This is a genomic window from Streptomyces sp. NPDC004629 (assembly GCF_042873595.1).
Taxonomy (GTDB): Bacteria; Actinomycetota; Actinomycetes; order Streptomycetales; family Streptomycetaceae; genus Streptomyces.
The window spans coordinates 1-25,379 of sequence record NZ_JBIALO010000042.1; the positions used below are offsets into that span (position 1 = coordinate 1).

A 25,379-nucleotide genomic window follows, 5' to 3' on the forward strand; every position below is an offset into this window, starting at 1 on the left:
TCGTTTGTCCACACACCAACCGATGATCACGCGGTGGCCGTACCCGTTCCCAGCCGGGGCCGCCGCAAGATCGCGAAACCAGACTGGAGTACTAGAGCACCTTTGACAGGAAGGACCTCGTGCGTTCGTGCTGGGGGTTCGTCAGGACCTCGCGCGGGTGGCCGGACTCGACGACCACGCCGTCGTCCATGAACACCAGCGAGTCCCCGACCTCACGGGCGAAGCCCATCTCGTGCGTGACGACGATCATCGTCATGCCGTCCTCGGCGAGGTCCCGCATCACATCGAGCACCTCGCCGACCAGCTCCGGGTCGAGCGCCGAGGTCGGCTCGTCGAACAGCATCAGCTTGGGCTCCATCGCCAGGGCACGGGCGATGGCGACCCGCTGCTGCTGTCCGCCGGAGAGCTGCGCCGGGTAGTGCCCGGTGCGGTCGCCGAGGCCCACCCGGTCGAGCAGCCGCTGCGCGCGCTCCCGGGCGACCGCCTTGGGCTCCCCCTTGACCTGGACCGGCGCCTCCATGACGTTCTCCAGCGCCGTCATGTGCGGGAAGAGGTTGAAGCGCTGGAACACCATGCCGATGTCCCGCCGCTGCGCCGCGACCTCCCGCTCCTTCAGCTCGTAGAGCTTGTCGCCGCGCTGCCGGTAGCCGACGAGGTCGCCGTCGACGTACAGCCGGCCCGCGCTGATCTTCTCCAGGTGGTTGATGCACCGCAGGAAGGTGGACTTGCCCGAGCCGGAGGGCCCGATGATGCAGAACACCTCGCGCGGATTCACCTCCAGGTCGATGCCCTTGAGGATGTGCGAGAGCCCGAACGACTTGTGCACGCCCTCGGCCCTGACCATCGGCCCGCCGGCCGAGCCGCGGCCGAAGCCGGTGTCCTTGCTGAGACTGGTCATCGGGCCACCTCCGGACGGCGGAACGAACCGAACTGGCGGAGGTTCTTCCTGAGCCGCTGCAACGGTGTCGGCGGCAGGCTGCGCGAGGAGCCGCGGGCGTACCGGCGTTCCACGTAGTACTGCACGATGCTGAACACCGTGGTCAGGATCAGGTACCAGATCGACGCCACGAAGTACATCTCGACGACCGCGAGCGAGGTGCTGGAGATGTCCGTGGCCCGTTTGATCAGCTCGTTGAACTGGACCGCGTACGCCAGCGACGAGGTCTTCAGCATGTTGATGAACTCGTTGCCGGTCGGCGGGACGATGACCCGCATCGCCTGCGGGAGGATCACCCGGCGCAGCGTCTTGCCCTGGGTCATGCCCAGCGCGTGCGACGCCTCCGTCTGGCCCAGGTCCACCGACTGGATGCCGGCCCGGACGATCTCCGACATGTACGCGGCCTCGTTCAGGCCGAGGCCCAGCAGCGCGGTCAGGAACGGCGTCATGACCTGGTTCATCTCGTTCTTGTAGAACCCCAGGTTGAGGACGGGGAACACCAGCGAAATGTTGTACCAGAGCAGCAGTTGGACGAGGACCGGGGTGCCGCGGAAGAACCAGACGTAGAACCAGGCCACCGTGCTGGTCACCGGGTTCGACGACATCCGCATCACGGCGATGACGACGCCCAGGACCAGGCCCAGCGCCATGGCGAGTACGGAGATGTACAGCGTGTGCCAGGCCCCGGACAGGATGGTCCCGTCCGTCAGGTACTGCGGGACGATGCTGTAGTTGATCTTCGCGTTGGAGAACGCCGTGCCGATCAGCGCCAGGACGGCGATGACCAGCGCGCCGGCCACCCAGCGGCCGTAGTGGCGCACGGGGATGGCCTTGATCTGTTCCGGTGGAACGGGTGGCGCGGGAATCTTCTCGGCGGTGTCAGACACGGTGGCTGCCCTTCAGTCGCTCGGGACGCTCAGGAACCGCCGTTGATCTTCGCTTCGGTCACCGCGCCGGCCGTGACGTTCCACTTCTCCATGATCTTGGTGTACTCGCCGTTCTTGATGATGGCGTTCACGGCCGCCTGGAGTGCGTCGCGCAGCTGGGTGTTCTCCTTGCTGACGCCGATGCCGTACGGGCCGGCCTCGATCTGCTCGCCGATCACCTCGAAGTCCTTGCCGCCGCCGGAGGTCTTGGCGTTGTAGGCGGCCACCGGGAAGTCGTTGAGATCCGCCACCGACGCGCCCTGCTTGAGGCGGAGCAGGGCCTCGGGGTCGGTGTCGAAGGTCTGCAGCGCGATCGCCTTCTTGCCGTCCTGCGTGCACTTCTTGCTCTGCGCCTTGGCGATGCCCTCGGACGTGGTGCCCTTCTGCAGGGCCACGACCTTGCCGCACAGGTCGTCCAGCGTCTTGATGCCCTTCGGGTTGCCCTTCTGGACGAGGATCGAGGTGCCGGCCGTGAAGTAGTCCACGAAGTCGATGCCGTTGCCGACCTTCTGGCCGTTGTCCGAGTTGATGCCGTCCTGGCGGTCCTTGGTGTCGTTCATCGCGGACATGATCACGTTGAACCGCTTGGCCTGCAGGCCGACGATGAGGTTGTCGAACTTGCCGTTCTGGAACTCGAACTTCACGCCCAGCTGCTTGCCGAGGGCGTCCGCGATGTCCGGGTCGATGCCGACGGCCTTGCCGCCCTCCATGTACTCCACCGGCGGGTAGGCGATGTCCGAGCCCACCTTGATGACGCCCGCCTCGCGGATGTCCTTGGGGAGCTTGTCGGCGAGCGGTGCCGAGGAGGAGGACGCGTCGGAGCCGCTGCCGCCCTTGTCGGTCTGGTCACCGCAGCCGGTGAGCAGCAGGGCGCCGGTGACCGCGAGCGCACCGACCGCTGCTAGCCGGGAGTGCGCGGCGGTGGTGCGACGGGTCGAGCGAGCGGTCATGGGGTTCCTCCGGCGGATGGGTGGCGTGCCGATGGGTCGACGAGAACACACACCTTCGGGTGTCGCGACCTCGTGGGTTACCGCATCTTGCCATTCGGGCTAGGCCAATCAGGCGACCCGCTATGTCAAAATCGGATAACGGGTGACCCCCGAACCGCCCAGGTCGGTACATCCAGCCGGACCGTCTGTGGAAAACCCCGGTATCAACCGGAATATCTTCGGCGCATCTCACCATGCGGTCGATGCTTGCCCGGCGCCCGCCGTCGTGCAAGCGAACGGGGCGCGGACCGCAGGCCACCGAAGCGTGGCCGCCGAACCGCACCAGGTGACCTTGCACCCAATGGACTCGTCGTCGGCGCCGTCCGTCGGGTAAGAAGGTGCTTTACACCCCTCATCCGGGGCTCAGGGCGCGTGTGCGGCGCGCCCGTCGCGTACGACCCGTACGCAACGGTCAAACCGGGTCGTATGCGGTCCCGCCCACTCTTCACCAGGAGTGGCCCTCACCCTCACACCATGAACACCTAAGGGGTAAACAAGTGGCAGCGGAGATCGTCAATCCTCGCAGCGACAGCAGTGCCGATCAGGACGGCGGGGCCGAGCCCCTCGATTCCTTCGACCCGGCTTTCGCGCTCCACCGCGGCGGCAAGATGGCCGTGCGGGCCACCGTGCCGGTCCGCGACAAGGACGACCTGTCCCTCGCCTACACGCCCGGCGTCGCGCGCGTGTGCACCGCGATCGCGGAACAGCCGGACCTGGTCAACGACTACACGTGGAAGTCGTCCGTGGTGGCTGTCGTCACCGACGGCACGGCTGTGCTCGGGCTCGGGGACATCGGCCCCCTGGCCTCCCTTCCGGTGATGGAGGGGAAGGCGATCCTGTTCAAGCAGTTCGGCGGCGTGGACGCGGTGCCGATCGCGCTCGACTGCACGGACGCCGACGAGATCGTGGAGACCGTGGTCCGCCTCGCCCCCTCCTTCGGCGGCGTGAACCTGGAGGACATCTCGGCGCCGCGGTGCTTCGAGATCGAGCGCAAGCTCCAGGAGCGGCTGGACATTCCCGTCTTCCACGACGACCAGCACGGTACGGCCGTCGTGACGCTGGCCGCGCTGCGCAACGCTGCGCGGCTGAGCGGGCGGAGCGTCGGTGATCTGCGGGCCGTCGTCTCGGGCGCCGGTGCGGCCGGTGTCGCCATCGCCAAGATGCTGGTCAAGGCCGGGATCGGGGACGTCGCGGTGGCCGACCGCAAGGGCGTCGTGTCGGCCGACCGGGACGACCTGACGCCGGTCAAGCGGGAACTGGCCGGGTTCACCAACAAGGCGGGCCTCACGGGCTCGCTGAAGGACGCGCTGGCCGGCGCGGACGTCTTCATCGGCGTCTCCGGCGGTACGGTCCCGGAGGCGGCGGTGGCCTCGATGGCCGCGGGCGCGTTCGTGTTCGCCATGGCCAACCCGGAGCCCGAGGTGCACCCGGACGTCGCCCACAAGTACGCGGCGGTCGTCGCGACGGGCCGGTCGGACTTCCCGAACCAGATCAACAACGTGCTGGCGTTCCCCGGTATCTTCGCGGGCGCGTTGCAGGTGCGGGCCTCCCGGATCACCGAGGGGATGAAGCTCGCGGCGGCGGAGGCGCTGGCGGCGGTGGTCGGCGACGATCTCGCCGCCGACTATGTCATCCCCTCGCCGTTCGACGAGCGGGTCGCTCCCGCGGTGACGGCGGCGGTGGCCGGGGCGGCCCGAGCGGAGGGCGTGGCCCGCCGGTAGCCGTTGTCCTGGGCCTGCCGCCGGCGAGCGTCGTGCTTTCCGCACCGGTTGGCCTCCGCCGGTTGGCCTCCGCCGGTGAGCCTTGCCTCGGTGGGCTCACCTGGCGGGGTCCCACTGAGGCGGGCCTGTGGGGGCGGTCCGTGCGGGTGCGTCGTCATTCGGGTGCGGCGCCGTCGTGGCTGGTCGCGCAGTTCCTCGCGCCCCTTGGGGGTGGTGCCGTCGTGGGTCGGGTGCGGCGTCGTCGTGGCTGGTTGCGCAGTTCCTCGCGCCCCTTGGGGGTGGTGCTGTTGTGGGTTGGGTGCGGTGGTGTTGTGGCTGGTTGCGCAGTTCCTCGCGCCCCTTGGGGGGTGGTGCTGTTGTGGGGTGCCTGGTTCCGTTGGTGGGGTGGGGAACCTATCGTCGAGCCCATGTTCGCTGTCTACGCCGCCCGAATCGACCCCGACCAGCCGCTGGCCGGCCTTGAGTTGGGGGAGCGCCCGGCCCCCGAGGCCCGCCCCGGCTGGAGCACCGTCGATGTCCGGGCCGCCTCCCTCAACCATCACGACCTGTGGTCGCTCCGCGGCATCGGCCTCCCGGAGGACCGGCTGCCGATGATTCTCGGCTGTGACGCCGCCGGAGTCGACGAGGACGGCAACGAGGTCGTCCTGCACTCCGTCATCGGTCAGACCGGCCACGGCGTCGGCCCCAGGGAACCCCGCTCCATCCTCACCGAGCGCTACCAGGGCACCTTCGCCGAGCAGGTCGCCGTGCCCACCTGGAACGTCCTGCCCAAGCCCAAGGAGCTGTCCTTCGAGGAGGCCGCCTGTCTGCCCACGGCCTGGCTGACGGCGTACCGCATGCTCTTCACCAACGCCGGGGTGCGGCCGGGCGACTCGGTGCTCGTGCAGGGCGCGGGCGGTGGCGTCGCCACGGCCGCGATCGTGCTCGGCAAGGCGGCGGGGCTGCGGGTCTTCGCCACCAGCCGGGACGCGGCCAAGCGCAAGCGGGCCCTGGAGCTGGGTGCCGTCGAGGCGGTGGAGACGGGGGCGCGGCTGCCGCAGCGCGTGGACGCCGTCATCGAGACCGTCGGCGCCGCCACCTGGTCCCACTCGATCAAGTCCCTGCGGCCCGGCGGCACCATCGTCATCTCCGGCGCCACCAGCGGCGACCGGCCGTCCCACGCCGAGCTGACCCGGATCTTCTTCCTGGAGCTCAAGGTCGTCGGCTCGACCATGGGCACCAAGGAGGAACTGGAGGACCTGCTCTCCTTCTGCGCCGCCACCGGCGTACGCCCCGTCATCGACGAGGTGCTGCCACTGGACCGCGCCCGCGAGGGCTTCGAACGGCTGGAGTCCGGCGGCCAGTTCGGAAAGGTCGTGTTCACCAACGGCTGACCGCGCCGCTGCCCCACCGACGGCCGACCCGGCTCCCGGGTCGGCCGTCGATCCTTGTCAATCGGGGTTGACAGATCCCTTCATGTCAACGTAGGTTGACATCATGACCGAGGCAACCAATCTCGCCGAGCGCGCAGGCGACCGCGACCCGCGGGTCGGGCTGCGGGCCGTCGCCGCCCTGCGCAGGCTGCTGGAGCAGCTGGAGGCCGTGCAGGTGCGCAATGCCCGCAACCAGGGCTGGTCGTGGCAGGAGATCGCCGCCGAACTCGGCGTCAGTAGGCAGGCCGTGCACAAGAAGTACGGGAGGCAGTGATGTTCGAACGGTTCACGAGGCACGCCCGTGACGTGGTACGCGGCGCCGTGGAGTACGGCGAACGCGAGGGCGCGCGGTCCATCGGCACCGACCATATGCTCCTCGCGCTGCTCGACCGCGAGGGAAACCGCGCCTCCTTCGCGCTGGCCGCGCTGGGCCTCGCCGACCGCAAGGAGTCCGTGCGGGGCGCACTCGGCGAGGCGCGGCGGCGGGGCGGTCTCACCCGGGCGGACGAGGACGCGCTCGCCGGGCTGGGGATCGACGTCGCCGGGATCGTCCAGCGGGTGGAGGAGACGCATGGCGTCGGGGCGCTGTCCGGCGACCGCGGGGGCAGGGGCTGGTGGTCGGGCCACCGCCCCTTCACCAAGGGCGCCAAGGATGTCCTCGAACGGGCGCTGCGCACCGCCGCCGGCCGCCGTGACCGGCACATCGGTGACGAGCACATCCTCATCGCCCTGACTGTATGCCCCGGCGTACCCGCCGAGGTTCTCGCCGATCATGGCGTGACGTACGAGTCCGTGACACGGGTGCTGTACGGCGGCGGAGAGGCGAAGGCGTCCTGACGCGGCCTCCGCGGGCCCGCGCCGGACGCGGGCATCGGGCGCGGGCACGTGCGGACGCGGTGCCGGGGGCTCAGGGGCGGGGCCGGCGGAGGATCACCCCGATGTGGGCCGCCGCCGTCGACAGATGGCGGCGGGCGTCCCGCAACTGGTCGGCCGTGACGCCGTTGTCGCGGGCCGCGTCCCGGATGTCGTCCCGGAAGCGGTCGAGGAGGCGGTCCAGGTCACGGGCCGGATCGCCGCTGGTGTCCTCCTGGGCCCAGGCCGGTACATAGTCGGCCGGGAAGTCCTCCGCCGTCTGCTCGTACTCCGCAGCGGGCGCGGCCTTGGGGGTCCCCGCCGCAGGGCCCTGGCCGGTCCCCGCTCCCGCCCCGCCGCGGCCGAAGCCGAAGTCCTTGCCGAACTCCTTCCCGAAGTCCTTCCCGAAGTCCTTGCCGAACTCGCCGAACTCCTTGGCGAGTTCGCTCAGGCCCTCACGCATGCCCGTGGGCCAGTCGCCCCGCGTGAAGTGGTCCTGCACCCGCTCCTGGACCCGCCGCGCGATCCGCTGCATCTCCTCCTGTGCCTGGGCCCGCGCCCGCGCCTGGGCCTCCTGGGCCTGGCGCCGCGCCCGCTGGGCCTCGTCACGGGCTCTGCGGCTCTCGTCCTTGGCCCGCCGGGCCTGCTCCTTCCACTCCTGCTTGACGCGGCGCATCTCCTCCTTGGCGGCGCGCCAGGACTCCTTGTCGCCGGCCTCGCCGTGCTCCCCGAAGGGGCCCTGCTCGGTGGCGCGGGTGCCGGCGCCGTGCCGGGCCTCGGAGGCGGCGGCCCGCATCTCGCGCCGCAGATCGCCCGCCGCGCCGCGCACATCGGCCCGGATCTCGGCGGCCAGCTCCGCGACCGACTCGCGGATCTCCAGCTCCAGGTCGGCCAGTTCCCCGCTGCGGTCGGCCAGTTCTGCGCGGCCCGCGTCCGTGATGGCGTACACCTTGCGGCCGCCCTCGGTGGTGTGTGTGACCAGACCCTCGGCCTCCAGCTTGGCCAGCCGGGGGTAGACGGTGCCCGCCGATGGTGCGTACAGCCCCTGGAAGCGCTCTTCGAGGAGACGGATCACCTCGTAGCCGTGGCGCGGGGCCTCGTCGAGCAGCTTGAGCAGGTACAGGCGGAGGCGGCCGTGGGCGAAGACGGGAGGCATGTCAGAGCACCTTCTTGTCGGTCGTGCCGTCGGCCGGGGCGCTCGTCGTGTCGGCTGTCCGGCCGGAAACGGAATTGTCCCCCGACGTGTGCCGGGACGCGGCCGGGTCCGGCTCGGTGTCGTCCCAGGTCGTGTCCTCGTCCTCCTTCGGCGGGCGGCGCAGCAGGGCGATCGAACCGGAGACCGTGGTGGCCCGGAGCTTGCCGTTGCCCGCGCCGAGCCGGCCGGTGATCTTGTGGGCGCCCCAGTGGCCGTGCACCCGCAGTCCGTCGAAGGCGTTGGAGATCGTGCCGCTCGCCGTGTTCGCCTCCACCTCCGCGTCCGCCGGATGCGGCAGCCGGATGGCGATCTCGCCGGAGACGCTGGTCAGCCGGACGTCGGTCGGACCGTCCGGATCCAGGTCGATGATCATGGATCCGCTGACGGTGTCGGCGCGCACGGAGGGGCCGGAGCCCTCGACGACGGTCAGGTCGCCCGAGACGGAGTTGAAGCGGAGGTCGCCGGTGACGGCCTGGGCCTCCAGGCTGCCGGAGACCGTGTCCGCGCGGACCGGGCCGGAGAGGGCGACGAGGGTCGTGTCACCGGTGACACCCTTGACCACCGAGGCGCCGCGGATCCCCGAGACCACGGCGCCGGCGCCGACCACGCCCACCTCGACGCGGGTGTCCGCGGGGACCGCGAGCGAGACGACCGCGGTGCGCCGCCAGCCCTTGCGGTCCAGCCACTTGAGGAAGCCCTTCCAGGGCAGGTCCTCGTACGCCACGGTGAGGGTGCCGCCCTCCTGGGTGACCACCAGCGGCGGGCCCTCGACCTCGGAGATCTGGAGCCGGGCGGAACCCTCGTCCGTGCCCACGACGTTGACTGTTCCGTTGACGATGCGCACGTGCAGATCACGCACGGGGTCGTCGAAGGTGAGCTTCCTGGGCTCTGCGACGGACCACTCGGACATGGTGCTGACCTCCTCGGCGGGACGCGACGCGCCATATCGCGTCTTCCGCGAAACACGATATATCGCGGTCTCGGAAAGTCAAGACACCCGTTCGTGGACGCCGACCCCCGGCCCGGGGAGGGTGGGCCTCGGCGAGCATGGGTTGCATAGGCTGTGCGCAGAGGCCGAGTGCATACGTATCCGCAGGAGAGACGCCCCCATGTACTTCACCGACCGCGGCATCGAGGAACTGGAGAAGCGGCGCGGCGAGGAAGAGGTCACCTTCGAGTGGCTTGCCGAGCAGTTGCGCACCTTCGTGGACCTCAACCCGGACTTCGAGGTCCCCGTCGAGCGGCTGGCGACCTGGCTGGCCCGGCTCGACGACGACGAGGACGATGACGATGAGTAGAGCGGTAGATACCAGGAGTAGAGCGGTAGAGCGGTAGAGCAATAGGCCGGCGGCCTCAGCGGGCAGTGCTGATGCGGTCGTTCGCCACGCCCGAGGGGTCGTTGCCCCTCCCGCTCGTCTTCATCGGGAGTTAGCCTTCTCCTCCCATTGAGCGAACGGGGGCGGCATGGGCGGAGGGGTCGAACGGATACGGCTCGATGACGGAACCGTCGTCTGGGCCAGGATCGGCGCGGCCGACGACACCGCGCAGGACGACGGGTACCGGGACACCGGGTTCGGGGGCCGGATCGTCGACATGGCCGGGGGACTGGCCGGCACGGTCGGGGGCGTCGTGCGCTCCCTGCGCGCCGGTCTGGACACGACGGCGCCGGTCGAGGTGTCCGTGAGCTTCGGAATCGAACTGACGGCGCAGTCCGGCAAGATCGTGAGTGCCATCGCCGAAGGCGGCGGCACGTCCTCCCTGACCGTGTCCCTGACCTGGACCGAACCGGCGGGGGACGGGCGGCGCACCGATCCGGCGGCGGACCGGCGCGCCGGCGCGGCGCCCGGCGCTACCGCCCCCGACGCGGAATGAGCGCCTTCGACGAGATGGTGCGCCCCTCGCTCGCACGCATCGGCGCACCGGGCGACGGGTATGCAACCGACCGTGACGGGTACTGGGGATCAGGCTTCTTCATAGCCCCGGGCTGGCTGCTGACCTGCGCGCACGTCGTGGGGAAGGGGGGCGCTGCGGTGTGGCGAGGGGAGAGGGTCGTGGGCGTGAGCTGGGAGGGCCGCGGCGCCGCGGGCATCCGGCGGGAGCGGACCGCGACCGGCACCGTGGTCCTCGCCGAGCCGCGCCCCGAGAACCCCGACGCGGCGGGTGACCGCTGGCGGCTGCCGGACATCGCGCTCGTCCGGGTGCCGGACGCCGAGGACGCGCGGTGCCTGTGGCTGAGCGACCGGGCGCCCAGCACCCCCGCCCCGATCGGGCTGCACGGCTGGTCCCGCAGGACCGGCGAGCTGGGTGTGCGGCACGGTGTCGGCGAGGCGGCCGGCTCGGACGGCCGGGCGCTGCTGATCAACGGCAGCCTGCCGTTCGAGGGACTGTCCGGCGGGCCCGTGATCGACCGGCGCTACGGCGCGGTCATCGGCATGATCAAGGGCCGCGGCCGGGACGAGGGCGCCGCCGTGCCGATCACCGCGCTGCGCGAACTGCTCGACGTACGCGGCGGCGACCTGGTGCACGAGGTGCTGCGCGCCCACGACCTGCACCACCTCGCGCTCCTCGACGAGTCGGCGGAGTACGCGCACTGGACCGCGGCGCAGTCCGGCCTGCCCGGCTACGACGGCTCCGGGATCACCCCCGAACTGCGGGCCCGGCTCTACGGCCACCTCGCGCACCTCCCGCCGCCCGCCGGTCCCGGCGAGGTCGTCCACCTGGTCGAGGAGGTCAGGGCCCGGGTGCTGAACAGCCGGCACCGCTCGCTGATCGTGCACGAGCCGCGCAGCTGGCGCGAGGGCGCCGGACTGCTGCACGGACTGCGCGCGCCGGGGCAGGCCGCCGGCGCAGCCCCGGTCGACCTCGACGCCGTCCTGCTGTACGCGGCCCGGGTGGCCCGGCACACCGTCCAGGAACGTCCGGGCGAGGCGGACCCGGAGCGGCTGCGCGCCTTCGCCGACTGGATCACCGAACAGGCCGACCGGCACGAGTACTGGGCGGTCGGCGAGGCCATCCACGGCATCCTCGACGGCCTCTTCGACCCGGCCGCCGCGCACCCCGCGGAGCCGTCCACGGCCCGCACCGACGTCCTCGTCAAGGTCGGCGAACCGATGTACGGCGACCTCTACCCCTGGAGCGTCCAGCTGATCTACGACGGCCAGGACGTCACGCCCGTGGCGGGCGACGACCGCGGTGTACGCGCCGACGAACTGTCCGCCACCCTGCGCGAACCGCTGGCCCGCGCACTCAGCCAGGGCGACCACGGCGAACACCTGGCCGCGGTCGAGGTGTTCCTGCCGCGGCGCTTGTTCGACCTGCCCGTGGACGACTGGGGCCTCGCTCCCGACGGCGCCGCGGGCGAGCCCGAAGACAGTACCGCCGATACCGCTGATACCGCCGATACCGCCGATACCGCCGATCCCGACGAGCGTGCCATGCCGCTCGGGCTGCGCCGGACCGTCGTCATCCGCGACGCCCGGCGCAATGCCAGGAAGCCCTCGCCGGAGTGGCTCAAACGGTGGCGGGGCACGACCCGCGGACCGCTCTCCCACCAGCCGCTGCGCGGCGAGGCACCGGCCGGCGGACATGCGCCCGGCGGCCGTACCGAGGGCGAGTACGCCGTCTACGGCCGGCTGTCGGCGCTGGGCAACGGCTGTGTGCCGGTCTACTGCGGCCCGGTCGGCAGCGGCGAGGGCCAGGTGGCCATGAAGTACGCGCTCATGGCCGGTCACTCCGTGGTGCTGTGGCGCCGGGACCGGCACGACCACGAGGAGTGCCGCGCCTTCCACCGGCAGGCCGCCGACCTGCTGGGGCTGGCCAAGGGGGCGGACGGGCTGCACGGCCCGGTCCGTGACCTGCGCATCCGGCTCGCCGACCCCGACACCGTGCGCGCCCAGGGCCTGCGCGGCAAACTCGCCGTGCTGTTCGACCCGCCCGACCGCACTCCGTACGGATCGGAGGCCATGCGACCGCCACCCCTGGCCGCCCCCGGCGGCTGACCGCCCACCGGACACCTCGTCAACCACCTGCATCACAAGGGCGTTCCCGGACCGGGAAGCGACACCGGACGCCCGCGAAGCTCGGCAGGCACGGCCACCTGGCGGTAACGTCGTACGTCGAACGGCCGGGCCCGCAGCCTGATCACCGGAGCCGGGAGGAGCCCATGGTGAACGACTGGCGGATCTACCGCGGAGTGGGTCAGCCGCACGACGGAGTACGGCGGTTACCCGCGCCGCCGCCCTGGCGTGACTTCGCGGCCGCCCAGGAGGGGGCGGAGTCCGGCCCGGAGGACTCCAGCAGCGCCCGCCGGCTCGGCGTGCGCCGTCGTCTGGTCGAGAACTACGCGCCTCGGCCCGCCGAGGTCGACGCCGTCAACGCCGCGCTCTACCTGCGCCGCCCGCTGCTCGTCACCGGCAATCCGGGCACCGGCAAGTCCACCCTCGCCTACGCGGTCGCCCACGAACTCGGGCTCGGCAAGGTGCTGCGCTGGCCGATCGTCAGCCGCACCACGCTCCACGACGGCCTGTACCGGTACGACGCGATCGGCCGGCTCCAGGACGTCCAGCTGGAGCGCGCCCAGGGCGCCGAAGGGGCCGCGGCGGCGGCCTCCGGGATCGGCTCCTACATCCGCCTCGGTCCGCTCGGCACCGCCCTGCTCCCCGCCGAGCAGCCCCGGGTCCTGCTCATCGACGAACTGGACAAGAGCGACCTCGACCTGCCCAACGACCTCCTGAACACCCTGGAGGAGGGCGAGTTCGCGATCCCCGAACTGGAGCGGCTCGCGGACCGCGAGCCCGTCGTCGAGGTGCTCACCCACGACGGCGAGCGGGTCCGCGTGCACGGCGGACGCGTCGCCTGCACCGCCTTCCCGGTGATCGTCCTGACCTCCAACGGCGAGCGCGACTTCCCGGCGCCGCTGCTGCGCCGCTGCATCCAGCTCGAACTGGAGCCGCCCGGCGAGGAACAGCTCACCGCCATGGTGGAGGCGCACCTCGGCGAGGAGAGCGTGACCGCGGGCCGCGATCTGATCGCCCGGTTCCTGGACCGCGAACCGGGCGAGGTGGTCGCCGCGGACCAGCTCCTCAACGCCCTCTTCCTCACCCAGCACGCGTCGCGCGCGGAACGCCTCACCCGGGAGCGGATCGCGGACATGCTCATGCAGCCGCTCGACCGTACGAGGTGATGGCCGGATGCGCGGCATGCGTCTGGACGAGCTGATCGGCAGGCTGCGCCGCGGCGGCCTTGACCTCAGCGCCGAGGACGTCGCCGACGCCGTCTGGCTGGCCCAGCGGCTCGGCGCGGCCCCGCCCCGCGATGCGCCCCGGGCGCCGGGCCCGGCCGCGTTCACCCCGGACAGGGACCCACCCGGCCCTGGCCCCGGCCCCGAACCCGGCCAGCAGTCCGCGGGCCGGCCGGCCACGCCCGAGGCTCCGGCGCGGACCCCTGCCGAGGCACCCTCCGCCCCCGTACCCCTGCACGCCGCCGGCGCCGCCCCGCACGGCCACGCCGACGGCACCCACTCCGTCTTCCCGGTCCGCGCGCCCGCCGCCGGCGCCCTGCCCGGACTGCTCGGCCTGGAAAAGGCGCTGCGCGTGCTCGGCCGCTACCGGTTCGCCACCGACACCCCCCGGGACGAGGAGGTCGACGAGGAGGCCACCGCGGACCGCGCCGCCGCGAGCGGCGTACTGCTGCCCGTGACCCGGCCCGGCCGCCGCCACCGCTGCGACGTCCAACTGCTCATGGACACCGGCCCCGCCATGGCCGTATGGGGACAGCTCGTCGAGGAACTGCGCCAGGCATGCCAGCAGTCCGGCGCCTTCGCCTCCGTCCGCGTCCACCACCTGTACGGCGACGAGTACGGCACGCCCCTGGTCGGCACCACCGCGGGACCCGGCGCGCACACCCGGCTGCGCAGGGCCGACGAGCTGCACGACCCCACCGGCCGTCGGCTCACCCTGGTGATCAGCGACTGCGTGGGACCGCTGTGGCAGAACGGCACCGCGCAGCGGCTGCTGTACGCCTGGCCGCGCACCGCGCCGCTGGCGGTCGTGCAGCCGCTGCCGCCCCGCCTGTGGGGCCGCACCGCGTTCCCCGCCGAACCGGGCCGCCTGGTCCGCCCCGGCGAACTGGGCGGCCGGATCGGCTTCCTGCCCGACGAGGAGCCCTGGGACGCGCCCGCCGCCGACGCCCGGCCGGTGCCGGTGCTCCAGCCGACGCCGGAGGCGTTCGCGGCCTGGGCCCGCCTGCTGTCCGGCACGGGCCCGACCAGCGAACCCGCCTGGGCCGCGCTGACCACGCCCGCCGTCCCGGCCGCGCCCGGCACCGGGACCCCGCGCAGCGACGACGAGCTGCTGCGCGCCTTCCGGGCCGCCGCCTCACCCGGCGCGCTGCGCCTCGCCGTCTACCTGGCGGCGGCCCCGCTCACCCTGCCCGTGATGCAGCTGGTCCAGCGCGCCATGCTCCCGGACACCGGCCCCATGGAACTCGCCGAGGTGCTGCTCGGCGGCCTGCTCAGGCAACTGCCCGGCACCGAGCAGCAGCCCTGCTTCGCCTTCCCCGGCAGGCTCCAGGAACTGCTGCTCGCCTCCCTCGACCAGGACACCGCCGGACTCGTCCTCAAGCACTGCTCCGCCTACGTGGAACGGTACTTCGGCAAGGGCACCCGCAACTTCGCGGCGCTCGCCGCCGCCCGGCTCGCCGATCGTGACCCGGCCGCAGGCACCGCCCGCTTCGCCGACGACGGCGGGGCGCAGGACGCCCAGGGCAGCGTCGAGGCCGAACTGTTCGCCCGCATCCCCGCCCGGGTGCTGCGCTTCTACCTGCCCGACCTGGTGACCCCCGAGCCGCTGGCCGAGGCGGAACGGCTGCTGCGCCAGTGGCAGCAGCTCGCCGACCCGGAGACGCTGCGCCGCGCGCGGGAGCAGGCCGAGGCCGCCCTGGGCCCGCCCGTCGGCCCGGCCGCGCAGGACCCCGCCGACGCCGTACGGGCCCGGCTGCTCCTCGGCCGGATCCTGCGGGCCGAGGCCGGCACGGCGGCGGTGCGTGCGGCCGGCCGGCGGGCCGGGCTGCTGCGGGACGCCGTCGACGACCTCGCGGCGGCCCACGCGGCGGCCCCGGCGGACAGCGCCGAGCAGGCGGAGGCGGCCCTCGAACTGGCCGCGTGCCGGCGGGAGCTGTGGCAGCTGACGGGCCAGTCGGAGCAGTTGTCGGCGGCAGCGGCGGTGCTGGATCCGGGGCAGGTGCCCTGGCCCGGTGTCGCGGCCGGGGCGCGGGCATGGGCCGAGTCGGTGCGGCAGAGCGGGGTGCGGGAGCCGGCCGGCGGGGCGCCCGCGTCGGCCACCGCGCATCGGGCCCGGCTGCTGTTGCGCGGGCGTCTGCTGCTGGATCTGGGCCGCCCCGGGGCCGCCGTACCGGAACTGCGTGAGGCGTGCGCGCTGCTGGAGACCGAGCGGGCCGCCGCGGCGGTGCGCAGCCCGGCGCTGCTCGACCTGGCGCGGGCGCTCGGGGCCGCGGGAGCCGAGGACGCCGAGACCCGTGCCGCCCTGGTGGCGGCCGAGCGGGCCGCCGGTGAGGACCCGGACCTGCGGCTGCCCTGTCTCGCGGCGCGGGCCGCGTTCCACGACGCGGCGGGCGAGGCCTCCGAGGCCGACGAGGCGTACGAGACGGCCGTGATGCTGGCGCCGCCCTACAGCGCGCGGCGCTGCGAACTCCTCACCGCCTGGGGCGAGTCGCTGCTGCGGCGCGCTTCGGCCGGGGACGGTGCGCGGGTCGTGGACCGGGCCGAGAACGTGCTGCGCGAGGCGCTGAAGGCGCTGCCCGCGCGATCGGCCCAGCGCGGCCGGCTCCAGGGCCTGGTGGGCAGTGCTCTCGCCCAGCGGTTCCGCCATCTGGGCTTCCTGCCCGACCTGTTCGAGAGCCGTCACCTGCTGGGGCAGGCGGTACGGGCTGCGGCCGACGCCGCCGTGCGGGCCGAGGTCTGGCTGCAACTCGGCCGGGTCCGGCTCGAAGGCTGGTACCGGGCCGGGGCGCCGGTCCTGGTGGACGCCCTCCAGGCGTACGAGAACGCGGAACGCGAGGCGCTGGCCGCGCACGGGGCCGACCCCGGCTCGGTGACGGCGGCGCGGGCGCGGCACGGCTCGGGATCCGTGCTCGCCCTGATGGACCGTCCCCGCGCGGCCCGTGCCGCCTACCGCGCGGCCCGGGACCAGTGGCAGCGGCTGGTGGGGGCGCTGTGGGAGGTGGACTGGGCGGACGTGGAACTGACGCGGCGGCTGGAGGAGGAACAGGCGCGGTCCGGGGCCGAGCGCACTCCGGAGGAACAGTGGCACGCGGTGGCGCCGCCGTGGTGGCCATGGACGGCAGAATGGACGAACTTGACGGAACGCGACCGAAGTTGATCGGAGGCGGGTTTCTGTCCCCGGCCTGTCGGGAAGAAGTGGGCAGCCAGTGCGGCTGCGCGGGGCGGGCGTAGGCAGGGAGGAGCCGAGGGTGGGGGAGCAGAGGAACGGGGCGGTCGGTACCGGCGACGAGGTCGCACGGACCGCGCTCCTGCCGGACCTCACCGACGTCGACCTGCGGACATTGCGTGCCATGGACGATCCGGGGCTGAGTCTCGCGGTGGCGCGGGTGCTCCGCAGCCCGCACGAGTTGACCGAGGCCTGGTACTCCACCGGGGACGACCCCCTGCGGACCGGCGACGGCCAGGAGCGCATGTTTCCGGTCGGATCCGCCGAACGCCTCCCGGGCGAGGAGAGCCCGGAATGACCCTGGCGTCCGCCTCGTCCGAGGTCGCCAGGGTGCTCGCGAGCACCCGTCCCTTGCCCATGGGCGACGCGGCACTGCGTGCCGGACTCCACGCGCGTCGACTGCTGTTCCTGAAATCCCTCCTGGTACGGCTGGAACGGCTCGGCGGCGCGCTCGGCCCGCCGGCCCGGCGGCGGTTCGAGCGCGACTGGGGCCTGCTGGAGAGCGCGGAGCGGGCCGACCCGTCAGCGGTGCGTGATGTGCTCGACTACCCGATGACGGGCGCCTGGCTGGCCGAGGCGCTCGCCGCGCCCGACGGGCCCGCCCTGGAACGGCATCTGGCGCACTTCGGCGGGGTGGCCCTCGCCGCCGCGATCCGGGCCGGCTGCCCGGTCGGCGGCACCCGGACCCTGCCGACCGGCGTGCTGGCCCTGCCCGGCCTGGGCACGCTGCGCCGCACCACACCGGAGGTACGCCTGACGAGCCGGGCCGGGACCGTGCGGATGGCGGACCCGACGGGCCGTCAGGGCCCGGTCCTGCTGCGCACCGCCACCCGGCCGGACGACCGCACCGCCCGCGTCCTCGGCGGCGGGCCCGGCTGGTCCGCGCTGCGCACGCTGCCGGGCAGCGCGATCGTCCTGGACGACCTGGACCCCTACCGGGTCCCGCCGCACGGAATCGGCCCCGCCGCCCTGCCCGCGGCCGAGCGCCCCGAGTCCGCCCGGCGGCTGTGGGCACAGCGCTGGAGCGAGGCGCACGCGCTGCTGTCGGCGACCGATCCCGGCCGGGCCGCGGAGATCGGGACGGTGCTGCGGGCCGTGGTCCCCCTCGCCCCCGAGCGACGGGCCGGCGGCGCCCCGCGCAGCGCCACCGCCCGGGCCGCGCCCGGCGCCGTGCTGGCCCAGCTTCCCGATGACGGCGGAGAACTCGCGGAATCCCTTGTGCACGAGACCCAGCACACCAAACTGGCCGCCCTGCACGACCTCTCGCCGCTGTGCGTACCCGGTGCCGGCACCCTGCACCGCGTCGGCTGGCGGCCCGACCCCCGCCCGGTCATGGGCGTGCTGCAAGGCGTCTACGCGCATCTCGCGCTCGTCGATCTGTGGTGGCGGGCCGCCCGCACCCCGTCCGTTCCGTCCGGCTGGCGGCGCCGCGCCGGACCGCGGCTGGAAATCTACCGTGAGCACGTCGGAGAAGCCTTGTCCGCGCTCGGCGAATCCGATGAACTGACCTTGGTGGGAAGGGAGTTCGTACGGGGGATGGGCCGACACCACGCCAGCCTCGGCGGGGCGGCCAGAAGCCTGCGATAACACTCCGTGGGCATAGGATTGCGTCACGCTATGCAGGTGGACGCGCGGCAGCGCGGCGGACGCTGGAACAGGGAGCGACGATGGCGGTACAGCGGCGTTCGGGCGGGGACGGTACGCCGTCGCCCGAGCACTTCCTAGTGGTCTTTCCGGGCTACCACCGCTCTTGGGCGACATGGATCGCACAGTGCCTGGAGGGCCACGGCCACCGGGCCACCCTGCAGCGCTGGGACCCGCCGCGCGAGGTCCCGCTGGAGGACTCCCTCGACGACCTGCTGCTGTCCAGCGGGCGCATCCTCCTCGTCCTCAACGACTGGTTCTTCGAACTCGGACCGCGGCCCGCGGGGGAGTGGAACGACGCCCTGCGCGGGTTCGTCGCCGCGCACGCCGACCGCTTCGCCGCCGTCAACCTCACCAACCGCCCGCTGCTGCCGGCCACGGCCGTCCTGGAACCCGCGAGCCTGTGGGGGCTGAGCGAGGAGAGCGCCGAGGAACGGCTGCTCCGCCGGCTCGGCCTGGAGCGCGCCCGGGTGCCACGGACCGTGACCAACCGGGTCCGCTACCCCGACACGCGCTGCGAGATCTGGGGCGAGGTCCCCCGCCGCAACCCGCGCTTCACCGGCCGCGACGACCTCCTCACCGACATCCACCAGCGGCTGGCGGACGCCGAGCGCGGCGCCGCCGCCTGCACCCTGCTCGGCATGTCGGGCATCGGGAAGACCCAGCTCGCCGTCGAGTACGCGCACCGGTTCAGCACCGACTACGACGTCGTGTGGTGGGTCAACTCCGACGACCGCAACATCCAGCGCGACCGGCTCGGCGAACTCGCCGTGGAAATGGGCCTGTCCATCGGCAGCGAGCCCGGCGAACGCATCCGGGCCGTCCGGGACGCCCTGCGCCGCGGTGATCCGTACGCCAACTGGCTGGTGATCCTGGACGGCTGGGACGACACCGACGGGATCAACACCCTGCTCCCGCAGGGCCCCGGGCACGTCCTGATCAGCTCCCGCAACCGCGGCTGGAGCGAGCACACCGACATCCTGGAGATCCCCGCCTTCCTGCGCGCGGAGTCCACCGCCTATCTGTTGCGACGCGCCCCGCACATCAGCGCGGCCCAGGCCGACGAGGTCGCCGCCGAGTTCGGCGACGTCCCGCTGCCCCTCGTACAGGCCGCCTCCTGGCTCGGCGAGTCCGGCATGGAGGTACCCGAGTACCTGCGCATGGTGCGGGAGCGCCAGCTCTCGACGGTCGACGAACCCGCCACCGGCGAGGGCTTCCCGCAGTCGTCCATGACCTCCTGGTCGATACTGCTCAACCGGCTGCGCCGCTCCCAGCCACAGGCCATCGACGTGCTCAGCCTGTGCACGTCGTTCGCACCCGGCCGTATCCCGCTGGGCCTGATCCGCGCCTACCCCCAGGCGGACCTCCCGGAGGACCTGCGCTGGATGACTACCGACCTGGCCGCCTGGACCAGGGCCCTGGACACCCTCGTCAACTACTCGGTGCTCACCCGCGAGACCCGCGGCCCGGCGGGCGTCGAGATGGGCCCGCACCAGGAGTCCGTGCACATGCACCGGCTCGTCCACGACATCGTCTCCAAACTGGTCAGCGAGCAGGGCCGCACGGACCACCAGCGGGTCGTGCGCACCCTGCTCGCGGAGGCCGACCCCGGCAACCCCATGGACAGCCGGAACTGGCCGCGCTACGCCGAGCTGCTGCCGCACCTGGAGCCCTCGGGCGCGCTCTCCAGCACCCGGCCCCGGGTCCGGGAGACCGTGCTCAACTGCCTGCGCTACTGCTTCCGCAGCGGGGAGTACCGGAGCGGACTCGACCTGGCCCGGCGGATCCGGGAGAACTGGTCGGGGACGTCCGACCCGCTGGACCAGTCGATGCTCGATCTGACCACCCAGGAGAGCAACATCCTGCGGGCCAGCGGCAGCTTCCGCGAGGCGCACGAGCTGGACCGCGGCATCCTGGACAAGCTGCAGGCCGCGCCGGTGCGCAACGAACTGGCCGAGCTGACCACCAAGGGCACCATGTCGAGCAGCCTGCGGCAGCTGGGGCGCTACCAGGAGGCGTACCAACTCCAGCAGGAAGTCCTCGACGGCAACTCCCGGCTCCTCGGGCCGGACGAGACGCTCACCCTGATCGCCCGGCACAACCTGGGCGTCGTGCTGCGCCTGCTCGGCCGGTACGCCGAGGCGTACGAGATGGACCTGGAGACCCTCTCCCGGCGCGAGAACACGCTGCGCGCCCGGCACATCAACACGCTCAGCTCGGGCAACGCCGTCACCCACGACCTGCGTCTGCTCGGCCGCTACCGGGACGCGCTGGCCCGCCAGGAACCCGTGCTGCGCCTGCATGTACAGGTGCTGGGGCCGCAGCATCCGCAGACGCTGGAGGCCCGCGCCCAGCTGATCATGTGCCGGCGCCGTGAGGGCGGACAGGCGCGGGACACCGGGCCCGCCATGGTCAGCCTGCTCGAACAGCTGAGCCAGGTGCACGGCCGAGAGCACTACCGCACGCTGTCGTTCCTCACGAACTACGGCAACTACCTGCGGGAACACGGTGACCTGGGCCTGGCGCGCGACCTGATCGCCGAGGCCGAGGCGGGCTACCGTGCCCTGCTCGGACCCGCCCACCCCGTCGCCACCGGAATGCTGACCAACACTGGTCTGGTGATGCAGTCCGCGGGCGAACGCGCCGAAGCGATGGCCATGTTCGAATCCGCGCTCGCCGGGCTCACCGCCACCCTGACCGCCGACCATCCCTGGGTCCTGGGCTGCGCGCTCAACGCGGCGAGCGCACGGAACTTCAACGGCCGTATCGCCGACGCCGTCGAGCTGAGCCGGGACACCCTGCGCCGCTCCCGCCGGGTGCTGGGTGACGAGCATCCGCTCACCCTCTCCTGCCAGCTGGCCCTCGCCGCCGACCTGCGGGCGGCGAGGGAGCAGGAGGAGGCCGGAAAGCTGGAGGACGACGGCCTGCTGTCCCTGACCCGCACGCTAGGAGCCCAGCACCCCCACACCATCTCGGCCCGCCAACGAACCCGCCCCTACTGGGACTTCGAAGCCTACCTAAGCTAAACGCTCCGCTGGATACGCCGGGATAGGCAGTCGGTCATATGCGGCACCGTCGTGGCTGATCGCGCAGTTCCCCGCGCCCCTTTAGGCGCGCGGGGAACTGCGCGAGCAATCCCCACCGACCCGCACTCGCGCATGCTCCGCACTCACCCCCACGCATAGGCGAAGGGCCCGACACCGAGCAAGAACTCGACCCCGGGCCCTCCAACCATCGGCCAAACCGCCGGAGGCCTACGCCTCGAACACCTCACGCACCAACTGCTCCTGCTCGGCCTGGTGCCGCTTGGCCGAGCCGACCGCCGGGGACGAGCCGTGCGGACGGGAGATGCGGCGCAGCCGCTCGCCGTGCGGGACGTCCGCGCCGACCGCCAGGTCCAGGTGGTCGATCAGGTTGAGGGCGATGAACGGCCAGGCACCCTGGTTCGCCGGCTCCTCCTGGGCCCACAGGTACTTCTCGGCGTTCGGGTACTTGGCGATCTCGGCCTGCAACTCGGCACCCGGCAGCGGGTACAGCCGCTCGATCCGGATGATCGCCGTGTCGGTCACACCGCGCTTCTTCCGCTCGGCGTCGAGGTCGTAGTAGACCTTGCCGGCGCAGAAGACGACCTTCTTCACGGCCGCCGCGTCGACCGAGTCGTCGCCGATGACCGGGCGGAACTGGCCGCTCGTGAACTCCGCCGCCTTCGACGCCGCCGCCTTCAGGCGCAGCATCGACTTCGGGGTGAAGACGACCAGCGGCTTGTGGTGCGGGTTGTGCACCTGCCACCGCAGCAGATGGAAGTAGTTCGACGGCAGGGTCGGCATCGCGACCGTCATGTTGTTCTGCGCGCACAGCTGAAGGAAACGCTCGGGGCGGGCCGAGGAGTGGTCCGGGCCCTGGCCCTCGTAGCCGTGCGGGAGGAGCAGCACCACGCCGCTCGTCTGCCCCCACTTCTGCTCCGCCGACGAGATGAACTCGTCCACCACCGTCTGCGCGCCGTTGACGAAGTCGCCGAACTGGGCCTCCCACATCACCAGCGCGTCCGGCCGGGCCAGCGAGTAGCCGTACTCGAAGCCCATCGCCGCGTACTCGGAGAGCAGGGAGTTGTAGACGTTGAGGCGGGCCTGGTCGTCGGACAGATACAGCAGCGGGGTGTAGTCCTCGCCCGTCTCCCGGTCGATCAGGACCGCGTGGCGCTGGCCGAAGGTGCCGCGCTGCGAGTCCTGGCCGGCCAGCCGGACCGGGGTGCCCTCAAGCAGCAGCGAGCCGATGGCGAGCGTCTCGCCCATGCCCCAGTCGATCGTGTCGTCCTCGACCATGGCCGCCCGGCGCTGCAACTGCGGCAGCAGCCGCGGGTGGACGGTGACCCGGTCGGGCACGTTGACCTGGGACTCGGCGATGCGCTTGACGACCTCCGAGGAGACGGCCGTGGGGATCGCCACCGGGAAGCCGTCCTGCGGCTCCTGGACGTCCGCGGCGGCCGGCTGCGAGGTGGCCTCGCGGACCTCCGTGAAGACCTTCTCCAGCTGGCCCTGGTAGTCCTGCAGCGCCTGCTCGGCCTCTTCCAGGGTGATGTCGCCGCGACCGATCAGGGACTCGGTGTAGAGCTTGCGCACCGAGCGCTTCTTGTCGATCAGGTCGTACATCAGCGGCTGGGTGAAGGCCGGGTTGTCCGACTCGTTGTGACCGCGGCGGCGGTAGCAGATGAGGTCGATCACCACGTCCTTGTTGAACGCCTGGCGGAACTCGAAGGCCAGGCGCGCGACGCGCACGACCGCCTCCGGGTCGTCGCCGTTCACGTGGAAGATCGGGGCCTCGATCATGCGGGCCACGTCCGTCGCGTACATGGAGGAACGCGACGACTCGGGGGCCGCGGTGAAGCCGACCTGGTTGTTGATGACGACGTGGACCGTGCCGCCGGTGCGGTAGCCGCGCAGCTGCGACATGTTCAGGGTCTCGGCCACCACGCCCTGGCCGGCGAAGGCCGCGTCGCCGTGGATCGCCACCGGCAGCACGGTGAAGTCGGTGCCGCCCTTGTTGATGATGTCCTGCTTGGCGCGGGAGACACCCTCCAGGACCGGGTCGACGGCCTCCAGGTGGGAGGGGTTGGCGACCAGCGAGACCTTGATCTGCTCGCCGTCCAGGCCGGTGAAGGTGCCCTCGGCGCCCAAGTGGTACTTGACGTCGCCGGAGCCGTGCATCGACTTCGGGTCGAGGTTGCCCTCGAACTCGCGGAAGATCTGGGCGTACGACTTGCCGACGATGTTGGCGAGGACGTTCAGGCGGCCACGGTGGGCCATGCCGACGACGACCTCGTCCAGACGGGACTCGGCCGCCGAGTCGAGGACCGCGTCCAGCAGCGGGATGACGGACTCGCCGCCCTCCAAGGAGAACCGCTTCTGCCCGACGTACTTCGTCTGCAGGAAGGTCTCGAATGCCTCCGCGGCGTTCAGCCGGCGCAGGATCCGCAGCTGTTCCTCGCGCTCCGGCTTGGAGTGCGGGCGCTCCACGCGGTCCTGGATCCACTTGCGCTGCTTCGGGTCCTGGATGTGCATGAACTCGATGCCGGTGGTGCGGCAGTACGAGTCGCGCAGCACACCGAGGATGTCGCGCAGCTTCATCATCGACTTGCCGGCGAAACCGCCGACGGCGAACTCGCGCTCCAGGTCCCACAGCGTCAGGCCGTGCTCGACGATGTCCAGGTCCGGGTGCTTGCGCTGGCGGTACTCCAGCGGGTCGGTGTCGGCCATGACGTGGCCGCGGACCCGGTAGGAGTGGATCAGCTCGAAGACGCGGGCGGCCTTGGTGACGTCGTCGTCGTGCGAGGCGTCGATGTCCTTGAGCCAGCGGACCGGCTCGTAGGGGATGCGCAGCGCCTCGAAGATCTCGTCGTAGAAGCGGTTCTCACCGAGCAGCAGGTTGGCGACCTGGCGCAGGAACTCGCCGGAGGCGGCACCCTGGATCACCCGGTGGTCGTAGGTCGATGTGAGCGTCATGACCTTCGAGATGCCGAGCTTGTTCAGGGTGTCCTGGCTGGTGCCCTGGAACTCCGCCGGGTAGTCCATCGAGCCGACGCCCATGATGACCGACTGACCGGGCATCAGACGCGGCACGGAGTGGACGGTGCCGAGGCCGCCCGGGTTGGTCAGGGAGACGGTGACGCCGGTGAAGTCGTCCATCGTCAGCTTGCCGTCGCGGGCACGGCGGACGATGTCCTCGTAGGCCTGCCAGAACTCGAAGAAGTTCAGCGTCTCGGCCTTCTTGATCGCCGCGACGACGAGCTGACGGTCGCCGTTGGGCTTGACCAGGTCGATGGCGAGGCCGAGGTTGACGTGGGCCGGCTTGACGAGGGTCGGCTTGCCGTCCTTCTCGCCGAACGACCAGTTCATCGACGGCATGGCCTTGATGGCCTGGACCATCGCGAAGCCGATGAGGTGCGTGAAGGAGATCTTCCCGCCGCGCGCCCGCTTCAGGTGGTTGTTGATGACGATGCGGTTGTCGAACAGCAGCTTCACCGGGACCGCGCGGACCGAGGTGGCGGTCGGCAGTTCCAGCGAGGCGTTCATGTTCTTGGCGACCGCCGCGGAGGGGCCGCGCAGCGTCACGTACTCGGGGCCCTGAGGGGCCTCGGCGGCCGGTGCTGCCGGCTTGGCCGCCGGCGTGGCGGGCTTGGCCGGCGCGGGCGCGGCAGCGGCGGGCCGGGGGGCGGCCGGGGCCGGAGCCTGGGTCGCGGGCTTCGGGGCGGCAGGCGCCGGTGCGGCAGGCGCCGGTGCGGCGGGCGCGGGCGCCGCCGGGGCGGCGGGCTGGGCCGGTGCGGCCGGTGCGGAGGTCTCTGCGGCCCCCGCGGTCGCAGTACCCGCCTGGGCCGGGGCGGCAGCCGCTCCGGGCTTGTAATCGGCGAAGAAGTCCCACCAGGCGCGGTCTACCGAATTCGGGTCCTGGAGGTACTGCTGATAGATCTCGTCGACGAGCCACTCGTTCGCGCCGAACGCGGCGGTGGGATTCTTCCCGGCCTGTTCGTCGGTCGTGGTGGCACCGCCCGACCGAAGGCCGGCGGAGCTCGGGTTACTGGGGGACTGTGGCGACACGGCGGCAACCGCCCTCTTCCGCTTCACAAGGTGATGGACAGCGGGAATAAAGGCTACGCCTCCATGAGCGGGAAGGTCAGGTCGGGCCGGTTCATCGTCGCGTAAGTCACATCAGAAACTGGGTTTCGAGCCTTGAAATGGCGGGAA

General features: G+C 72.1%; 18 protein-coding genes. 12 read left to right on the forward strand and 6 right to left on the reverse strand.

All coding sequences use genetic code 11. The annotated features are described in order from the left end of the window. Positions 1-91: 91 nt before the first annotated feature. The 3 genes from ACFYTE_RS38055 to ACFYTE_RS38065 are packed head-to-tail and all read right to left on the reverse strand — an operon-like array spanning position 92 to position 2,813. Positions 92-898 (reverse strand): amino acid ABC transporter ATP-binding protein, encoded by an 807-nt coding sequence (locus ACFYTE_RS38055; protein WP_388720843.1) that lies wholly within the window; start codon positions 896-898, stop codon positions 92-94. Further along, the gene (locus ACFYTE_RS38060; RefSeq protein ID WP_388720846.1) at positions 895-1,824 is read right to left on the reverse strand and encodes an amino acid ABC transporter permease; all 930 of its coding nucleotides are present in this window, start codon (positions 1,822-1,824) and stop codon (positions 895-897) included. Before ACFYTE_RS38060 ends, ACFYTE_RS38055 begins: the two co-directional genes overlap by 4 nt. 29 nt (positions 1,825-1,853) lie before the next feature. Then, positions 1,854-2,813: an ABC transporter substrate-binding protein gene (locus ACFYTE_RS38065; protein ID WP_388720848.1), complete on the reverse strand. Its 960-nt coding sequence runs from the start codon at positions 2,811-2,813 to the stop codon at positions 1,854-1,856. Between the two features lie 536 nt (positions 2,814-3,349). Between ACFYTE_RS38065 and ACFYTE_RS38070 the strand changes: the two genes are divergently transcribed. The 4 genes from ACFYTE_RS38070 (at position 3,350) to ACFYTE_RS38085 (ending at position 6,822) form a co-directional block, all read left to right on the forward strand. After that, on the forward strand, positions 3,350-4,573 hold the full coding sequence (locus tag ACFYTE_RS38070; protein WP_388720851.1) for an NADP-dependent malic enzyme: 1,224 nt from the start codon (positions 3,350-3,352) through the stop codon (positions 4,571-4,573). Positions 4,574-4,980: 407 nt separating this feature from the next. After that, positions 4,981-5,946: a zinc-binding dehydrogenase gene (locus ACFYTE_RS38075; protein ID WP_388720854.1), complete on the forward strand. Its 966-nt coding sequence runs from the start codon at positions 4,981-4,983 to the stop codon at positions 5,944-5,946. Between the two features lie 103 nt (positions 5,947-6,049). Continuing rightward, positions 6,050-6,259, forward strand: coding sequence for an HTH domain-containing protein (locus ACFYTE_RS38080; RefSeq protein WP_388720857.1), 210 nt, complete (start codon positions 6,050-6,052; stop codon positions 6,257-6,259). Further along, positions 6,259-6,822, forward strand: a complete 564-nt coding sequence (locus ACFYTE_RS38085) for a Clp protease N-terminal domain-containing protein (protein ID WP_388720860.1) — start codon at positions 6,259-6,261, stop codon at positions 6,820-6,822. Before ACFYTE_RS38080 ends, ACFYTE_RS38085 begins: the two co-directional genes overlap by 1 nt. A gap of 70 nt (positions 6,823-6,892) precedes the next feature. Here the strand turns inward: ACFYTE_RS38085 and ACFYTE_RS38090 are convergent, their stop codons facing one another. Next, complete coding sequence (locus tag ACFYTE_RS38090) at positions 6,893-7,993, reverse strand: PadR family transcriptional regulator (RefSeq protein ID WP_388720863.1); 1,101 nt, start codon at positions 7,991-7,993, stop codon at positions 6,893-6,895. 1 nt (position 7,994) lies between these two features. Next, positions 7,995-8,942, reverse strand: coding sequence for a DUF4097 domain-containing protein (locus tag ACFYTE_RS38095; protein WP_388720865.1), 948 nt, complete (start codon positions 8,940-8,942; stop codon positions 7,995-7,997). A 199-nt stretch (positions 8,943-9,141) separates the two neighbouring features. Here ACFYTE_RS38095 and ACFYTE_RS38100 point away from each other — a divergent pair, with 199 nt between their 5' ends. From ACFYTE_RS38100 to fxsT, 8 genes are all read left to right on the forward strand, one after another. Continuing rightward, positions 9,142-9,330 carry a DUF6104 family protein gene (locus ACFYTE_RS38100; protein WP_385867848.1) on the forward strand — a complete coding sequence of 63 codons (189 nt, stop codon included), beginning with the start codon at positions 9,142-9,144 and terminating at the stop codon, positions 9,328-9,330. A 166-nt stretch (positions 9,331-9,496) separates the two neighbouring features. Continuing rightward, a complete protein-coding gene (locus tag ACFYTE_RS38105) occupies positions 9,497-9,904 on the forward strand; it encodes a CU044_2847 family protein (RefSeq protein WP_388720868.1) in 408 nt (135 codons plus the stop codon). A 14-nt stretch (positions 9,905-9,918) separates the two neighbouring features. Then, the gene (locus ACFYTE_RS38110) at positions 9,919-12,030 is read left to right on the forward strand and encodes a trypsin-like peptidase domain-containing protein (RefSeq protein ID WP_388720979.1); all 2,112 of its coding nucleotides are present in this window, start codon (positions 9,919-9,921) and stop codon (positions 12,028-12,030) included. A 167-nt stretch (positions 12,031-12,197) separates the two neighbouring features. Then, positions 12,198-13,214 (forward strand): AAA family ATPase, encoded by a 1,017-nt coding sequence (locus tag ACFYTE_RS38115; RefSeq protein WP_388720982.1) that lies wholly within the window; start codon positions 12,198-12,200, stop codon positions 13,212-13,214. Positions 13,215-13,221: 7 nt separating this feature from the next. Beyond that, positions 13,222-16,428 carry an SAV_2336 N-terminal domain-related protein gene (locus ACFYTE_RS38120; RefSeq protein WP_388720871.1) on the forward strand — a complete coding sequence of 1,069 codons (3,207 nt, stop codon included), beginning with the start codon at positions 13,222-13,224 and terminating at the stop codon, positions 16,426-16,428. 91 nt (positions 16,429-16,519) lie between these two features. Then, complete coding sequence (locus ACFYTE_RS38125; protein WP_388720874.1) at positions 16,520-16,795, forward strand: hypothetical protein; 276 nt, start codon at positions 16,520-16,522, stop codon at positions 16,793-16,795. After that, positions 16,792-18,084: an HEXXH motif domain-containing protein gene (locus tag ACFYTE_RS38130; protein WP_388720877.1), complete on the forward strand. Its 1,293-nt coding sequence runs from the start codon at positions 16,792-16,794 to the stop codon at positions 18,082-18,084. The genes ACFYTE_RS38125 and ACFYTE_RS38130 overlap by 4 nt, the downstream gene beginning before the upstream one ends. A gap of 80 nt (positions 18,085-18,164) precedes the next feature. Then, a complete protein-coding gene (gene fxsT / locus ACFYTE_RS38135; RefSeq protein WP_388720880.1) occupies positions 18,165-21,167 on the forward strand; it encodes an FxSxx-COOH system tetratricopeptide repeat protein in 3,003 nt (1,000 codons plus the stop codon). A 228-nt stretch (positions 21,168-21,395) separates the two neighbouring features. Here fxsT and ACFYTE_RS38140 read toward each other — a convergent pair whose 3' ends face one another. Beyond that, positions 21,396-25,232, reverse strand: coding sequence for a multifunctional oxoglutarate decarboxylase/oxoglutarate dehydrogenase thiamine pyrophosphate-binding subunit/dihydrolipoyllysine-residue succinyltransferase subunit (locus ACFYTE_RS38140; RefSeq protein ID WP_388720883.1), 3,837 nt, complete (start codon positions 25,230-25,232; stop codon positions 21,396-21,398). Positions 25,233-25,379: the final 147 nt, after the last annotated feature.

Bases quoted from the DNA above. Each gene is read 5' to 3' on its own strand.
- ACFYTE_RS38055 (WP_388720843.1), bottom strand. From the start codon at position 898: ATGACCAGTCTCAGCAAGGACACCGGCTTCGGCCGCGGCTCGGCCGGC.
- ACFYTE_RS38065 (WP_388720848.1), bottom strand. From the start codon at position 2,813: ATGACCGCTCGCTCGACCCGTCGCACCACCGCCGCGCACTCCCGGCTA.
- ACFYTE_RS38075 (WP_388720854.1), top strand. From the start codon at position 4,981: ATGTTCGCTGTCTACGCCGCCCGAATCGACCCCGACCAGCCGCTGGCC.
- ACFYTE_RS38080 (WP_388720857.1), top strand. From the start codon at position 6,050: ATGACCGAGGCAACCAATCTCGCCGAGCGCGCAGGCGACCGCGACCCG.
- ACFYTE_RS38085 (WP_388720860.1), top strand. From the start codon at position 6,259: ATGTTCGAACGGTTCACGAGGCACGCCCGTGACGTGGTACGCGGCGCC.
- ACFYTE_RS38090 (WP_388720863.1), bottom strand. From the start codon at position 7,993: ATGCCTCCCGTCTTCGCCCACGGCCGCCTCCGCCTGTACCTGCTCAAG.
- ACFYTE_RS38095 (WP_388720865.1), bottom strand. From the start codon at position 8,942: ATGTCCGAGTGGTCCGTCGCAGAGCCCAGGAAGCTCACCTTCGACGAC.
- ACFYTE_RS38100 (WP_385867848.1), top strand. From the start codon at position 9,142: ATGTACTTCACCGACCGCGGCATCGAGGAACTGGAGAAGCGGCGCGGC.
- ACFYTE_RS38105 (WP_388720868.1), top strand. From the start codon at position 9,497: ATGGGCGGAGGGGTCGAACGGATACGGCTCGATGACGGAACCGTCGTC.
- ACFYTE_RS38110 (WP_388720979.1), top strand. From the start codon at position 9,919: ATGGTGCGCCCCTCGCTCGCACGCATCGGCGCACCGGGCGACGGGTAT.
- ACFYTE_RS38120 (WP_388720871.1), top strand. From the start codon at position 13,222: ATGCGCGGCATGCGTCTGGACGAGCTGATCGGCAGGCTGCGCCGCGGC.
- ACFYTE_RS38130 (WP_388720877.1), top strand. From the start codon at position 16,792: ATGACCCTGGCGTCCGCCTCGTCCGAGGTCGCCAGGGTGCTCGCGAGC.
- fxsT (WP_388720880.1), top strand. From the start codon at position 18,165: ATGGCGGTACAGCGGCGTTCGGGCGGGGACGGTACGCCGTCGCCCGAG.